Here is a 14,912-nt window from a genome sequence, read left to right on the forward strand (position 1 = left end):
AATAGCAGCCCGCTTGTCTTCTATAACAAAATAGGTTTGTCCGGCAATTCGTTGATGTTCTCGCCGCTGGCGGGATAATGTGTGTTCAAGTGCATGCCAACAGCCTGTATGCCCTGGATAACACCTTCTTCATAGCGGTCTTGTTTAAAGGCCGCTTCAATCTGGTGGCAGATCTGGTTCCATGCATTAATACCGGTTTTACGATAGATGCCGCGATCTGCGATGATTTCTACCTCGCGCTCAGCCAGCAAAACGTAGATTAGCACCCCGTTATTGTGTTCTGTATCCCATACGCCGACCTGGGAAAAAACCTCTATCGCACGTTCTCTGGTCGTTTGGTCTGCAAACACGGCAGCACAGTCAAGCGCACTCTCGATGACGAAACGGATTTCGCCCAGGTGGTTTGCTTCACACTGTTTGATGGCGCGCTCTATGGCGTCCAGGCTTGCAGGCGGAAAAGAGCGCTTTAACTGCGAATGCATACTCAGCATATGTTTTGCAATGCGCGGGAAGTTAAGTTTTCTCATATCACCACCGCCCCGATGCACCGCCACCACCAAAACTACCGCCGCCACCGCTGAATCCTCCACCACTGCCACCAAAGCCACCTCGTCCTGATCCGCCATAATAGGCACCTATCCCACGCGCACCCAGTACACCACTAAACAGACTGAATACCATGGCGACGATAGCAGCCACTATTGCCATGGAGACTGCGCCTATGACAAACCAGGCAATAACGCCGACGACACCACCTGTGATGATGGCACCGGGCAACCTGCCAAAGACGGCACGCAACACGCCGCCAACGACTAAAGCGAGGACAAATAATATTGGTGCATATTGCTGAAAACTGCCGTTATCAACTGCACTGACCGGGCTTTGCGCAGGCAAGGGTTCACCATCAATGACACGCATGATCTGATCTGTACCTGCCTTGATGCCGGCATAGTAGTCGCCTTGCTTGAAATAAGGCGTCATGGTCTCGGCAATGATACGTTTGGCTGTGGCGTCATTGAGGGCACCTTCAAGACCGTAGCCGACTTCTATACGCATAGTGCGGTCATTTTTTGCCATCAGCAGGATGACGCCGTCATCCACCTTTTTACGTCCCAGTTTCCATTGTTCTGCCACGCGCAAGGCATATTGTTCTATGCTTTCTGGTGCGGTGGTTGGCACGATCAATACTGCAAGCTGGCTGCCTTTTTTAGTTTCGAAAGCTCGCAGGCTTTGTTCCAGTGTGGCTTTTTGTTCAGCGCTGAGTGTCGCGCTCAGATCCGTGACACGGGTCTGGATGGGTGGGACGGCAATTTGTGCAGCGGCATCAAAGCTCAGCAGCAGCACGCATGCACAAATAAAATATCCGGCTTTTTGCAGGATGCTCATTTTGCGACGCCTGTGTTGGTAGTATTGGCTGCAGGGGCAGCAAAGTCTACGGTCGGCGGCTTGGCGATTTCTTTTTCATTCTCGACTGCAAAGTTGGGTTTGACCTTGTAGCCAAACATCATGGCTGTCAGGTTCGATGGGAAGGAGCGTACCATCACATTGTATTCTTGCACTGATTTGATATACCGGTTGCGGGCTACGGCAATACGGTTTTCTGTGCCTTCCAACTGGGCTTGCAGGTCGCGAAAGTTAGCGTCGGACTTGAGTTGGGGATAATTTTCAGTAACCACCAGTAATCTGGACAAGGCCCCTGACAATTCGCCCTGTGCTGACTGGAACTTGGCAAAAGCTTCCGGATTATTCAATATTTCAGGCGTAGCCTGTATGCTGCCAACTTTGGCACGGGCATTGGTCACGCCCAGCAATACATCTTTTTCCTGTGCAGCAAAGCCTTTGACGGTGTTCACCAGATTAGGTACCAGATCGGCACGGCGCTGGTATTGGTTCAAGACTTCAGACCAGCTAGACTTGACTTGTTCGTCGCCACTCTGGAAACCATTGTAGCCACAACCTGACAGTACCAACATGGCCATCATCGACAATAACAAGCCTAATTTGCGCATTTTAATTTCTCCGTGATTGCAAACGCGCCATCAAGCGCGTGAAATTATTCTTTAACTGATGATGGTCATAGTGGCAGTTCAAGCCGATGACTTCGGTACGTTGGCGCACAGTGCACTTCATGCAGCATATAAGTTAGATGCAGACTAGGGCAAATTGCCCCTCAAGCATTGAGGCACAACAAAGTTTGATGAACCAGGATGATCAAAAACAAAAACCCGCAAGGCTTGCACCCCGCGGGTTTTGATCGATGAGCAATGCAAAGCTGGTTTAGTAGCCTTGCACGGCATCGTCAATTAACTCAGGCATGTGTCCTGACTTGATTGCGCAGGGTTTTGATCAGATCATGGTTACGCAGCACGCCCTGATACTGGCGTTCTACCACCAGGCGTACATGGGTAGGCAAATCTTTTTCCAGGGCTTTGCGGTAAGCTTTTACGGCCACGTCTTCACCGCGTTCGCATTCGTTGAGCACTGTTTCATCGTCCTTGCCTGTGACAGCGGTACGGATATTGGTCCAGGCACGGTGCAAGGCACCGGACACGCTGCTGCTGGTTTCTGGATCGCCACCCTGATTGCGTACCAGTTCTTGCAGTTCAGAAGCTGCCAGGGCGCATTCACGTCCACGCTCAGCCAGCATGGCTTTGAGCTGTGGATGACGGCCACTTGCATCTTCAGCGCAGACTTTAAAGCCCTCTTCGCCATCTTTGCTGGTTTCGATGAGGTCGTTCAGGGTAGAAATGATGTCGTCGTTGTCCATGATGTTTCCTTTATTGGTAGTGAATTAGCCAGCCTTAGCGCTGTACACACGCCTGCTTATATATTCCTGCTTACATATTTATATCCGCAGGCAGAACAGCTTGCCGACAACTTGCCTGTCGCCATGATTACTGACATGACAGGAATTTCGCCAGGGGCTTATATCTCCCGCTGACATAAGCACATACTAAAACCCGGGGACAATTCGCAGTATCGGACATGGGCTTGCAGGCATGTAGGAGCTCAAGAGATTGCGGCAAACTCTTTGAATTTCTCTCAATATGGCTGGATTGCTGGACTGCGCACCTGGGTTCAGCACTCATTCAGCTACACGTTCAGCTACTCATTCAGCCATCAATTCTGCCATGGTGCTTACTAGAGAACATGGCGGGTTTACTTCATCTATTCCTACAAAGGCTGGCGTCCGCGTCCTATATGGTGTGATCAGGGCCGATGCTAGTATGCAATGCAAGTCGATAACAGTTTTAGCCAAGCGCTGGCTGGAGCTGGCGGATGTAAGAGCTGCCACTGGCTTACCGTATGGATCAGGATTCACCATTTTTCTGGAGAGATCGCAATGAGTATATGTCTATTTAAATGCGGAGTATTTTTCTTGCAGGGTGCAGTAAGCGTTGGCATCGGTCACTTACTCGGCAGACAGCAAATGCTTGCCCGCGGTTATCAAAAAATGACCAATGCCAAATGCCAGATCGCCATCGGTGATGCACAAAAGGTCATCAGGCAATGCATCAAGCGCCAGCAAAATAGCCTTACTTCGATTTCCAGATCCTGAATACGGATTATTGCAAGTAAATGAAGCAACTGAAACAAATTAAGCAAATGAACATAACCAGGAGAAATTTATGATACCCACTAAACATTTGTTCCTTGTCGCTGGCATTGCCAGTTGGGCTTTGATGACCGCGTTCGGTAAAAAAAGATACCACGAAAAACATGCGGCCAAAAAACTGCATAAAACCGAAATTAGTACCTGGGAAGGCGAAGGCGGTAATTTACCGCCCAAAGTAAGCCGCCCGGCAACAGACAGCACAACGGTGCAATAAGCACAATGAGGCACAACAAGCGCTTTGAGCAATTCAGCTAAGCAACGGCAGTTAAGCAACGCAACTGTGAAAAATCTCGCGCTTCCCTATAACAGTCAACTGGACCTGATCCAGGAAAAGGAGTAATCATGCCTAGCAATACGAGTAATGCGAATAATGCGGCCACAAATACGGCTACCCCGGCAAATGATGGGGCTGTAAATGGCATCAACCATCCTGCTATCCCCTTCCCTACTGCGGACAATCCGCCTACATTCGTAGAGCAGGTGCAGGCGAAAACTGCAGAAGCAGTCAAACCAGCCGTTGAAAAACTGAATGTCATCAAAGAGCAGGCTGCCGACAAGCTGGCATCAGGCGCGAGCCAGGCAGTTTCCAAACTCGCCGACCATAGTGAAAAACTGTATATCAACCAGGTAAAATTGCTGGACTCCTGCCGCATCCAGGTCAGAAGGCAACCAATGACGATGCTGGGTCTGGCAGTGGCAACGGTGGTGGCGCTTGGCGTTTTATTCCGTCAGTCACGCTGAGAGCTCTGGCATCGGTAAAGCAGGCAGCAAAGGTATTTACAATAGTTGCTAAATTGACTTTTTACTGATCCCCAAGCTTTATGATTTTTAGTGAGCAGCAGGACTAGTCTTGCTGCTCTTGTTTCAAACGGGTTGCAAAATTGCCTCTCCTGACGCTCATTACAGACTGGTTTAAGCGAAATTAGTTATCCCCAGATGAGTAAGCATGGCGAGGGGAATTTGATAGTGACTTACCTATATCCTGTGTAGATGCTATGCTATGGTTATGGGCAAGGATATTTGACAATTTTTGCAACTGTAGGGAAATTGCTAAAATTCCCTCCCCCTAGAGTAGTTGATGATGCTTTGTGATGCCGTATTGAAACTAGTTTCAATCATTCGAGCATTCCCAAATTGAAGGAAGAAAATGATACGTATTGCAGTTTGTGATGACCACCAGATTGTACGGGCCGGTTTCAAGCAGATCTTTTCAGAGGTCAGCGACTTTGAAGTCGTGGCCGAGGCAACCACAGGCCGTGAAGCGCTGGAAATCGCCAGGAAAGAAGCTTGCGACGTCATGCTGCTAGATATCAGCATGCCTGACCAGAGTGGCATAGACACCCTGCGTACCATCAAGCAAGGGCAGCCAGACTTGCCTATCCTTATTTTAAGTGGCTATCCAGCACAGCAATACGCAGTGAATCTCTTGAAAATGGGAGCTAACGGCTACCTGAATAAGGAATGCGATGCCCACGAGCTCATCAAGGCTGTCAGGACTGTTTCTACCGGCCGCCGTTATGTCAGCGCTGATGTCGGTGAAATCCTGGCCCAGGGCTTCGATCATGATGCAGAAACTGCCTTGCATACTGATTTGTCTGACCGCGAGTTCCAGGTATTTTTAAGACTGGCCAAAGGCGAATCTGTCTCTGATATTGCGCTGACACTGTCGCTCAGCGTAAAAACCATCAGCACCTATCGCACCCGCGTCATGGAAAAAATGAATTTGCAGTCAAACTGTGACCTGACGTATTACGCAATGAAGAATAATCTACTGGAGTGAGCTGGCCAGCGCCAGATTCAAAACAGAGTCAGAGTAGAGGAAGAGTAAGAGTAAGGAAGAAGCTACTACGGTAGCTACTTTTTCGACATTTAATTAATCACAATTAATGAGATTAATTAATAAGATTAATGAGAAGATTAATGAGCCAGGGCCTGGATGTGGCCCACCAGATTGTCCATTTCACGGGATTTATCAAAAAAACCTTCAGCACCCAGTGACATGGTGCGGGTTTTCAAGGCATTGCTGGGATTACTGGTAAATACCAGCCGTGAGCCATATTGACGGCCATCATTTTTCAAGCCGGACAATACAGCCAGACCACTGCCTTCGCGCAAACCTATATCGACAATGGCAACGTCCCACTCAATAGAGCGCAATTGAAACAAGGCCTCTTGTTCACTTTCTGCAAAACCAATGACTTCTATATTTTCCGTCTGCTGCAATACCTCGATGAGCACAGAACGGATGCGCTGCGCGTCTTCGATTAAAAATACTTTTAATTTCTTCTTGTCGTTCATTTTGTTCCACACTCTTACGAACTGAAACTCGCGCTGATAAATGCATTTATAAGACCGCGTATCCCAGAGGCCCACTACAATTCATTTTAAGGAGACTCATGCGGATTAGCAATAAGCTTTCGCGGAATTGCTTGTAGGAATAAGACTACCTATTTAAGTTTCCGGGGCTACAAAATTTTACTGTAAACTTGCGACACATAATTTATCAATTCAGGTATTGTTTTTCATGGCCCGCAAGTGATGAAAACCCTGGTTTACAACGACAGAAAAAGGGGAGAAAAAATGACTGACTCCAATTTTCTTCCGCAATCACATGCTGTTTGCAGGCGCTATTTGAGGAAATTTTCATGAAAAAAAACGCATCGACTTCCATCCCGCTTTACATCACTTTTCTGTTCGTGACCTGTCTCGTCGTCCTGATCGGCAATGCCTATTCAGCATACCAGAATATGGAAAAGCTCAAGTTCAACAATGATTGGGTAGAGCATAACTGGAGTGTCAAAGACAAGCTCAAGAACATCAATTTGCTCATCATGGATTCTGAAAGCAGTTTGCGTGGTTATTTCATGTCCGGCAATGAAATCTATTTGCGCCCAATGCAAGTCGCTCAGAGCAAGCTGGAGAATGATTTCAAGGAACTGGAAAGGCTGTTGCAAGACAATCCTGCCCAGATCAAGAACCTGGCAGAGTTGCGCAGATTGTATAGCAGTAAAACCAAGATATTTGAATCAGCCCTGTCGACCTATAGAGAATTTGGGTTGACGGGAATAGTCGAGATATCCAAGGCTGGTGATGGACGGGAAGTCATGGATGAAATCCGCCTGCTCGATATCATCATGGAAAAGGAAGAAAACGAGGTTCTCGCCGCCAGGCGCCAGAATTTTTACAAGGACTATAAAGATGCCCTGTTCTTTGGTACGGCGACCAACAGCATAGCATTACTGGTATTGATACTGTTTTACCGTCTGATCTACCGCAGTTTCTACAAACAGCGCGGTATAGAAAATGCCTTGAAGATAGCGAATGACAATCTTGAGAGTACGGTATTGAAACGTACTGAACAATTGTCGGTGCTGTCACATCACTTGCTGAATGTATCTGAAAAAGAAAAAGCCAAACTCGCGCGCGAATTACATGATGAAATGGGGTCGAACCTGACGGCGATCAGCATGGATATTTCGGTCGTGACAGAAAAGCTCAAGGACAAGGAGCCAGATCTGGTCAAGCAATTGCAAAGAACCAAGCGCGCCCTGCTTGATACGGTGGATATGAAGCGACGCATCATAGAAGATTTGCGCCCCAGCATGCTCGACAACCTGGGTCTGTCTGCATCAATACAGCATTATTGTGAAGAGACGACAGCCATGGCTGGTTTGGCTTACGTGACCGATATTACAGAAGATTTCGATACCATAGACCCGGCCTGGTCTATCGCCTTGTTCCGCATTACCCAGGAATCACTGAATAATGTCATCAAGTATGCCCAGGCTACCGAGGTCAAGATCAGCTTGAAACGTACTGACAAGGGTTTATGGCTGCAGGTCCGTGATGATGGTATAGGCATACAGAAAGAGGCTCTGACCAAGCCCAAATCACATGGCATATTGGGTATGCGTGAGCGTGCCTTGCTATTGGGTGGCAGTTTCTCTGTCAAGCCGGGTGAGAAAAATATTGGCACTGTCGTTGAAGCATTTATTCCTTTCAAGACGTAAAAAAATCCCGTTACCTGGGTAACGGGATTTTGGATTTTACGGTCAGAATATCAGGCTTTTGCTTTCGTCTTATGCATCCTATTATGCGCCCTAGTCTGACCAGCCAGCTCTCGCCATTTATTTTAAACTTAATTCAAGCACTATCGTGCCATGGCTGTTGAAAGTATTTGGTCAAATTCTTGTTTGGACACGCGGTAGCATTCGCCGGCATGCATCTCCAGGCCTTCACGGTCGAGCATGGTGATATTGCCGCGTTTGTACTGGATCAGGCCTTCGTGCTGCAATTTACCAGCTGCCTCGGTAACGCTTTCACGACGTACACCCAGCATATTGGCGATCATCTCCTGGGTCACTTTGATTTCATTGCAATGCAGGCGATCGAGCCTGTCAAGCAACCAACGTGACAATTGCTGGTCTATCGAATAGTGACGGCCACAGACAGAATTTTGCGCCATCTGGGCAAACAGGGCCTGCGTATAGCGCATGAGGATATGCTGTAACTTGCCACATTTGGCATACGCCTCTTTCAAGACTGAAGCTTTAAGCTTGTAGGCGTCGCCAGCACATTGCACCATCGCTGTACCCAGAGCACGTTCACCCATGACAGCAGAGATACCAAGCAAACCTTCGTGACCAGTCACGCCGATTTCTGTGACATCGCCATCAGCCAGTACGTATAACAAGGCGACTACAGCCGTAGTAGGGAAATACACATGGGACAATTTAGCACCGTATTCATACAGTTCTTTATCGAATGGCAAATGCACCAGTTCGAGATGCGGCAGCAGGAATGCAAGTTCTTCTTCAGGCAATGCCGCCAGGATGTCGTTTTGCATCGGTTCATCAAGCAAACCAACATCAGCTCGTGTTGGTGTTGTGTAATCTACGGAATACCTGCGATGTAAATTCCCGCCAGAGATCAGCGATGGATGTGGGGTCATAGAAACTTGTGTGTGAGCGATATTCATTTTTGTTCCTCTTTTTCAAAGACATCCAATTTCGTTCCGTACTACGCCATTCATGCTTACAATATTTGCGGGTACAGAGTTTATTTTCACGACATCGACACCAGTTACTTTTTAATTTCTGATGTCTTTCGAACTGATTACACTTTAGTTTGTTATCCGTGAATCTGGCATCAGAGAGTCTGGCAGCAGCTTGTACGCTGAACGCGCTGCAAAATGTGGGAATTGTCCTACAAGAACGATGCATCGCTGCATGAAATCTGTTTTTTTTGGCGGTGCACACCGTACGATAACGCACCGACAGACGGAATCGCGAAGTTCATGATGACTCACATCACAACAGTGGAGAATGATCATGAATATCTGTAAGCAAACCGTCATCGCCGCAGCTTTTGCCGCCTCTGCCGTACTCTCAGGATGTGGCAGCAGCTCACCATCCACCATGACTGGCTACCCAGCCTCGCAGGTGGGATATAGCAGTTACGGCGTGATTGAATCAATTCAAGTAGTCCAGGTCAGCAATGAAAACAAAGGCCCTGGTGCAGGCGCAATCGTCGGCGGTATCGTCGGTGGTATATTGGGTAACCAGGTAGGTGGCGGTCTGGGTAATGCTGCAGCGACAGCCGCTGGCGTTGTAGGTGGTGCGATTGTTGGTAACAATATAGAAAAAAATAATCGCAACCAGCAAGTGCGTGAGGCATACCAGATCAGTGTGCGACTGGAAAACGGTGTCTATCAAAGCATAGTTCAGGACAATATTGTCGATCTGCGCGTTGGTGCCCAGGTGTATGTCAAAGACAACCACGTCTATCGCAATTAAGCACTAAGTACGGTATTAGATGCAATGCCGGGTTTGACAAAATAAAAAGCCATTCCAGTAATTTCAAGGAATGGCTTTTTTTATGCCTGCAAGCCTGACGTCAACATCTTACATGTTCGCCAGCAAGCGCTTATTCACTCAATAGTTCTGCCGCAGCCTGCATACCATCGATATGTTCTGCCATGACCTTGACGACGACGATAATTGGCACACCGAGCAGCAAACCCCAGGCACCCCATAGCCAGCCCCAGAACAACAAAGAGATAAATACTGCCGCTGTATTCATTTGGGTGATACGGCCCGTCATCCAGGTCGTCACCACCGTGCCTACCAGCACGGCGATCGCTACAGAGATACCTGCCACCAGCAGCGCCATCGAGATGGTACCAAACTGTACGTAGGCAATCAGGCACACTGCCAGCGCCATTAAAATCGACCCAAAATACGGGATAACATGCAGCAAGCCACCAGTGACTGCCCAGGCGCCGGCATTGTCCAAGCCTATCAGATGAAACGCTATCCATGTCAGGAAAGCCAGCAGGCCATTGGTGATCAGCAGCATGAACATGTATTGCTGCACCGAAGTGTTGATCTTGCTGAGTATCTGCACGGTAATGCGTTTCTGCGTCAGCGAAGGCCCGGTAATCTTGACCAGCTTTCTCTTGAATTTATCGCCGGACAGCAGCAGGAAGAAAATAAGAAACAGCATCATGACAGTCTGCCCCAGCAAATCCATGAAGCCCAGAGAGCCGGCCAGCAAGAGCTCGCGCAATTTCAGTACCGGGGCTTCATTGACAACCGTCTTCTTTACAACTGGCTGGTCACCTGAAGTCGCCTGGCTGGTTGCTTTTTCTATTTCTGTTGCGGCTGTCTGCATCTTTTGCATGAGGCCAGCCTGCCCTATTTTTAACTTGCTCATTTCGCTGGAAAACTTGCGCGTTGCTACCGGCAACTGATCAAGTATGGCGTCAAATTCTGTATGCAGTGAACTGACCTGAGTCGCAATAATGGTAATCATGCTGGCCATGACAATGCTGGTAGCAATCACGCGCGGCAAGCGCAGGCGCTGCAATGCATCGACCAATGGGGACAAGGTATAGGCAATGAAAATGCCAAAGGTCAGGGGAATGAAAAAGCGTTGCGCGGCGCGTAAGGCAAAGATGAGAGCGACCGTTGCCAGTATGGTCAGCGCAAGACCGCGTGCATTGACATGTATGCCGGGAATCAGCTGAGCGGGCGCCTCAGCATTTGCAGGTGCTTTGATTTCAGCGACTGGACTATCGGCGATTACCTGGTCATTATTGTCAGTCAATCTGGCCGAACTATTGGTGGTATTGGTGGGGTCGATGCCAGAAGGTAAATTGGGTAGAGGTACATCCATCGCTTTTGTCCATTCATTTGCATTATTTTGATTATTGAATTAACGATTTGCGAGATGCTACAGATAAGCTGCAATACGTACTGCAGTACTTAAGCTGCAATACATAAAATTTCCGGGCTTAAGCACCGTGCAAACTAGTGCCTAAGCCCGCGAAACGACAGTAGCTTAGTGCTTCTGTTCGTCCTTCAGGGATTCCTTGATATTACCAATTGCTTTTTGCATGCTGCCTTCTACTTGTTTGGCAGCACCCTTGACTTGCTGTTCTTTGCTACCGACCAGCTTGCCTGCTTCTTGTTGGACTTTACCTGCCACTTTTTTTGCTGCGCCTTTGACTTGATCTGAATTCATCATGAAGCTCCTGTAATAAAATGGGGGGACTACAAAAAATTACTTGTATCAGGCTAAGTTTCAATGTTCATCAAATTAGCATCAAATTAGCCTTGGCTATTACCTCAATACCAGCTGATTACTGGCTGATTATTGCCTGATAAAAGTAAATTCAGTTTATGTTGAGAAAAACACTATGTCAGTGTGTTAGGCAACACATATAAAAAAACTCCACAATCAGTCCAGTTATTCACCAAGCTGTTTGCGGAGCAAGTGGCAATCACGTCTGGCTGTCACGTAATTGCCTGCAATCGAACAACAGCAAATGCAGATTGAATTGAAAGTTTCTGCGACCTACTGGTTCTGAGCTCCTGTAGCGCTCACTTGTAACGACTACCAATAATCACCATTGGTCACCATCAAGACCGGGCTTTGAGCAAAGCTGCGCAGAGCCCTTGACTTGATGACCTGATGACCTGTTTATTTAACGCGTATATCGTTTTTGACTGATTTAACGCCTTTGACTTCACTCGTCACACTGACGGCCTTGCTGGATGAAGCTGGATCAGCAACGAAGCCACTCAATTGGACTATGCCTTTGTAAGTCTCAACATTGATTTCACTTGCTTTCAATGTTGGCTCATTGACGATGGCAGCTTTCACTTTAGTCGTGATGAGCGTGTCATCTATGTATTCGCCAGTGCTTTCCTGCTTTGCAGTTGAAGCACAACCGACCATCAAAACCATCATGCTTGCCAGAAAAATGCCAGTGATTTTTTTTACGAAGTTATTCATTTTTATACTCCTTGATTAGGATTTCACTTGTTTATATGCCAGACGGAAAAGTTGCTATAAATGCCTGCACTTACAATATCAACTGTTTGTGACCTTCAGTGTTACCCGCTAGTCTTTGAGAGAGTGATTTTTATCGTTCAGGCATGGGATGTATCGTAGCAGCGGCTATGGCTGTCAGATATAGGACGCTGGACTGCGAGTTTGTAGGACTTAAGGAAATGCAGGCAGGCAAGAGTTTTCGACCTCACCTTGTAATGCCTTGCATTTTGGCCCGGCCAAAGCTGAGAATTTTTATCTTTTTGCGTTCAAAAGCTGAGCAGGTGCTCTCTCAAAATAAGAGATGGCAGCATCGTGAAATACATAGAGCACCTGATCAGGTGCAAAATCTTCAAAAACAAGTTTCTTCAAACTGGCCCGCTCAGCCTCTGTCAGCAGATTGATATTATTCATGGAAAGGTGCCAGACCTCGCCATAGTATTCGGCAAAAAAACCAGCGACACCATGCCCAAAAGAATCCGAGATCAGTAATAGTCTGGGCCCCTGTTGTTTATCATGCCGGTAACGGCTGACATCCCCCAAAGTGGCAGCCACACCCTTCCATTCAGGGAAGCAGGCAACTCCCGCACACGCGGTAATGCCTGCCAGGGCATAATCAGGCTCACGTGTTGGCACGTTCAGTGTGACACCAGGCAAGAATTGCTGTATGTCTGAAGGCCGGTCATGCAACTGGCCAGATAAGGTAATCAACCTCGGATGTTTAAAATATTTTTCAGACAGCCATTGCGCCAAGGCTTGCGGGCCCATGCCTGTCCAGTGAAAAGTATTTTTTGGGTACACTTCGGTTTTGGCCTTGAGCGCCAGCATCTCTGGCAGGGGATAGATCACTCTGCCTGCCAGGCCTGGTTTTTGATCAAGACTGGCAATCACGCCTGGCAAGGTGGGGGGATACAGCTGGCACTGGCTTTGCAACCAGTCCGGCATTTTTTCTGCATAGACGACGGGCTTGGTAGGCACCATGAGCAAGTAACTATCGGCCTTGGTCTGCAAGGCAGTCTGCATGAAGCCGGATGCAGTTTCCACCATGCCGGCACGGTCTTGCGCACTCACATTTTTACCGCACAGGAAGTGCACCATGCCCAAAGGTGTATTGGCAGCATGGGAGTTAAAGAAGATATAGCCATCTTTGCCTGCAGTCAGTTGCACGGCATTGATATCGCCGAGCACGTGATAACGCAGGCTGTTATTCCATGCCACCAGTTGGCTCCTGAGACCAAAGTGATCATTCAGATAGGCATCGGTCACGGATGGGAATTTCAACACATCTGCCATGTTCACTGGCAATACCGGTGCGCTTGCCAGGACGCGGTTTTCCGTGTTGCTACCCTGCCATTTGCCACTCAGGTGAATGAGGGCTGGCAGTATCAACAAGCCAAAGAAAGCAAAGATAAAGATTACCCTGATATAAAATCGCTTTTTATAGATAGTGGCTGATGCGGCTGGACTCGATGATTTCATCTTTAACTTCCAGTCTCAAAAACGGAAATAAATAAAAGGATTGTAAGCCCCGGTCGCCAGGCTGACTGCCGATATGACAAACAACGTCAGACTAAGGACAGGAGCGGCCATCCTGACAGCTGCCAGCGGTTTATTCATTGCCTGCATGATGGGAGTAGAAACCAGGATACCGGCGCAAAGAGCCGTGATGACCGTGCCATTCATAAAACTCAAGACAGGCGCGACCGCATTGTCTGCGGGCATACCGCCAGCCATGGCCTGCAGGTAATGCAGGGCCTGGGCAAAACTGTCGCAACGGAAAAACACCCAGCCCACCATCACCACCAGTATCGTATACACATGCCTGCATGCCCTGGGCAAGCCTGCCAGCACTTTTTGCAGGCCGCTACGTTCCAGTACCAAAAAAGCACCGTGATACAGGCCCCAGGCCACAAAGGTCCAGCTTGCGCCATGCCAGAGCCCGCACAGGAAAAACACGATAAACAGATTGCGGTAAGTGGCAAGACTGGATCCACGGTTACCACCGAGCGGTATATACAGATAGTCACGGAACCAGCGCGACAAGCTCAGGTGCCAGCGTTGCCAAAACTCGGTGATGGATTGCGCGACATAGGGATAATTGAAATTGCGCGGAAAGGTAAAGCCGGTCACCAGGCCCAGACCTATGGCCATATTCGAATACCCAAAGAAATCAAAATAAATTTGCAGGGTATAGCAGGTGATGCCCAGCCAGGCGCTGGCCAGCCCCAAAGTCTCTGGTGCCAGTGAAAATATCTGATCAGCAGGCAAGGCCACACTATTGGCGATCAAGACTTTTTGCGCGAGACCGAGAATAAAAATCTTGATACCCAGTTCCACCCTGCGCACAGTATGGTGACGCTGGTGTAATTGCCTGGCGATGGTAGAGAAACGGATAATGGGCCCGGCAATCAGTTGCGGGAACATGGTGATATACATGGCAAGGGCAAACAGATTCTTTTCATGCGCCGTTTTTTTGCGATAGACATCCACCAGATAAGAAATCGCATGGAAGGAAAAGAAAGAAATTCCCAGCGGCAGCGTGACTGCCTCTGCCTTGGGCATGGCGATGCCCACACCATTCAGCACTGCATACAGACTATCCAGCGCAAAATTGAAATATTTGAAGTAGGCCAGCAAGAGCAGATTAAAACCTATGCCTGCGATGAAGATGGATTTTCCTGTGCCACCTTTTTCCTGCGCCCGGCCCATGCCCAGCCCGCACAGATAATTGAGCAGGATGGAAATCAATAACAAGGGCAGGTTCTTAGGTTCGCCCCAGGCATAAAATATCAGGCTGGCAAGCAGCAAGACAATATTGCGGAAATGGCGAAACGGCAATGCAAAATACAAGACGAGAAAGATCGGTAAAAAATAAAATAAAAAACTAACCGTACTAAAAACCATGTTTTGTACTTTCTCTTGTGCTTGCGTATTTGTACTTATTTACTTGCTTATTTGTACT

Annotated in this window: 17 protein-coding genes; 6 read left to right on the forward strand and 11 right to left on the reverse strand. The window is 48.1% G+C overall.

The genetic code is table 11. The annotated features are described in order from the left end of the window. Positions 1-20: 20 nt before the first annotated feature. The 4 genes from ACO0LL_RS25485 to ACO0LL_RS25500 form a co-directional block, all read right to left on the reverse strand. Positions 21-626, reverse strand: coding sequence for a TPM domain-containing protein (locus ACO0LL_RS25485; protein WP_422953613.1), 606 nt, complete (start codon positions 624-626; stop codon positions 21-23). Beyond that, positions 529-1,386 (reverse strand): TPM domain-containing protein, encoded by an 858-nt coding sequence (locus ACO0LL_RS25490; RefSeq protein ID WP_422953614.1) that lies wholly within the window; start codon positions 1,384-1,386, stop codon positions 529-531. The genes ACO0LL_RS25485 and ACO0LL_RS25490 overlap by 98 nt, the downstream gene beginning before the upstream one ends. Next, complete coding sequence (locus ACO0LL_RS25495; protein WP_422953615.1) at positions 1,383-2,009, reverse strand: LemA family protein; 627 nt, start codon at positions 2,007-2,009, stop codon at positions 1,383-1,385. The genes ACO0LL_RS25490 and ACO0LL_RS25495 overlap by 4 nt, the downstream gene beginning before the upstream one ends. A gap of 299 nt (positions 2,010-2,308) precedes the next feature. Continuing rightward, a complete protein-coding gene (locus ACO0LL_RS25500; RefSeq protein WP_422953616.1) occupies positions 2,309-2,767 on the reverse strand; it encodes a PA2169 family four-helix-bundle protein in 459 nt (152 codons plus the stop codon). Positions 2,768-3,343: 576 nt separating this feature from the next. On the opposite strand from ACO0LL_RS25500, the gene ACO0LL_RS25505 reads away from it, so the two are divergent. From ACO0LL_RS25505 to ACO0LL_RS25520, 4 genes are all read left to right on the forward strand, one after another. Then, complete coding sequence (locus tag ACO0LL_RS25505) at positions 3,344-3,559, forward strand: hypothetical protein (RefSeq protein WP_422953617.1); 216 nt, start codon at positions 3,344-3,346, stop codon at positions 3,557-3,559. A gap of 70 nt (positions 3,560-3,629) precedes the next feature. Next, positions 3,630-3,830, forward strand: coding sequence for a hypothetical protein (locus ACO0LL_RS25510; protein WP_422953618.1), 201 nt, complete (start codon positions 3,630-3,632; stop codon positions 3,828-3,830). Between the two features lie 128 nt (positions 3,831-3,958). Beyond that, on the forward strand, positions 3,959-4,357 hold the full coding sequence (locus ACO0LL_RS25515; RefSeq protein WP_422953619.1) for a hypothetical protein: 399 nt from the start codon (positions 3,959-3,961) through the stop codon (positions 4,355-4,357). 406 nt (positions 4,358-4,763) lie between these two features. Then, on the forward strand, positions 4,764-5,396 hold the full coding sequence (locus ACO0LL_RS25520) for a response regulator (protein WP_422953620.1): 633 nt from the start codon (positions 4,764-4,766) through the stop codon (positions 5,394-5,396). A gap of 137 nt (positions 5,397-5,533) precedes the next feature. Here ACO0LL_RS25520 and ACO0LL_RS25525 read toward each other — a convergent pair whose 3' ends face one another. Further along, positions 5,534-5,914, reverse strand: coding sequence for a response regulator (locus tag ACO0LL_RS25525; RefSeq protein ID WP_422953621.1), 381 nt, complete (start codon positions 5,912-5,914; stop codon positions 5,534-5,536). A gap of 347 nt (positions 5,915-6,261) precedes the next feature. Between ACO0LL_RS25525 and ACO0LL_RS25530 the strand changes: the two genes are divergently transcribed. Next, positions 6,262-7,626, forward strand: a complete 1,365-nt coding sequence (locus ACO0LL_RS25530) for a CHASE3 domain-containing protein (RefSeq protein WP_422953623.1) — start codon at positions 6,262-6,264, stop codon at positions 7,624-7,626. A 140-nt stretch (positions 7,627-7,766) separates the two neighbouring features. On the opposite strand, the gene ACO0LL_RS25535 is transcribed toward ACO0LL_RS25530, so the two are convergent. Next, positions 7,767-8,462, reverse strand: a complete 696-nt coding sequence (locus ACO0LL_RS25535) for a Crp/Fnr family transcriptional regulator (protein ID WP_422953644.1) — start codon at positions 8,460-8,462, stop codon at positions 7,767-7,769. A gap of 484 nt (positions 8,463-8,946) precedes the next feature. Here ACO0LL_RS25535 and ACO0LL_RS25540 point away from each other — a divergent pair, with 484 nt between their 5' ends. After that, a complete protein-coding gene (locus ACO0LL_RS25540) occupies positions 8,947-9,411 on the forward strand; it encodes a glycine zipper 2TM domain-containing protein (RefSeq protein WP_422953624.1) in 465 nt (154 codons plus the stop codon). A gap of 130 nt (positions 9,412-9,541) precedes the next feature. On the opposite strand, the gene ACO0LL_RS25545 is transcribed toward ACO0LL_RS25540, so the two are convergent. The 5 genes from ACO0LL_RS25545 to ACO0LL_RS25565 all read right to left on the reverse strand — a co-directional run bounded on the left by ACO0LL_RS25545 (position 9,542) and on the right by ACO0LL_RS25565 (position 14,854). Beyond that, the gene (locus ACO0LL_RS25545) at positions 9,542-10,792 is read right to left on the reverse strand and encodes an AI-2E family transporter (RefSeq protein WP_422953625.1); all 1,251 of its coding nucleotides are present in this window, start codon (positions 10,790-10,792) and stop codon (positions 9,542-9,544) included. Positions 10,793-10,957: 165 nt separating this feature from the next. Continuing rightward, entirely contained in the window at positions 10,958-11,140 is a 183-nt protein-coding gene (locus ACO0LL_RS25550; protein ID WP_422953627.1) for a CsbD family protein, read from the reverse strand. Between the two features lie 459 nt (positions 11,141-11,599). Continuing rightward, positions 11,600-11,914, reverse strand: a complete 315-nt coding sequence (locus ACO0LL_RS25555) for a BON domain-containing protein (RefSeq protein WP_422953628.1) — start codon at positions 11,912-11,914, stop codon at positions 11,600-11,602. A 291-nt stretch (positions 11,915-12,205) separates the two neighbouring features. Next, complete coding sequence (locus ACO0LL_RS25560; protein WP_422953629.1) at positions 12,206-13,429, reverse strand: hypothetical protein; 1,224 nt, start codon at positions 13,427-13,429, stop codon at positions 12,206-12,208. 15 nt (positions 13,430-13,444) lie between these two features. Then, positions 13,445-14,854: an MBOAT family O-acyltransferase gene (locus ACO0LL_RS25565; RefSeq protein WP_422953630.1), complete on the reverse strand. Its 1,410-nt coding sequence runs from the start codon at positions 14,852-14,854 to the stop codon at positions 13,445-13,447. Positions 14,855-14,912 lie beyond the last annotated feature (58 nt).

The organism is Undibacterium sp. TC4M20W, assembly GCF_049340245.1.
GTDB lineage: Bacteria > Pseudomonadota > Gammaproteobacteria > Burkholderiales > Burkholderiaceae_D > Undibacterium.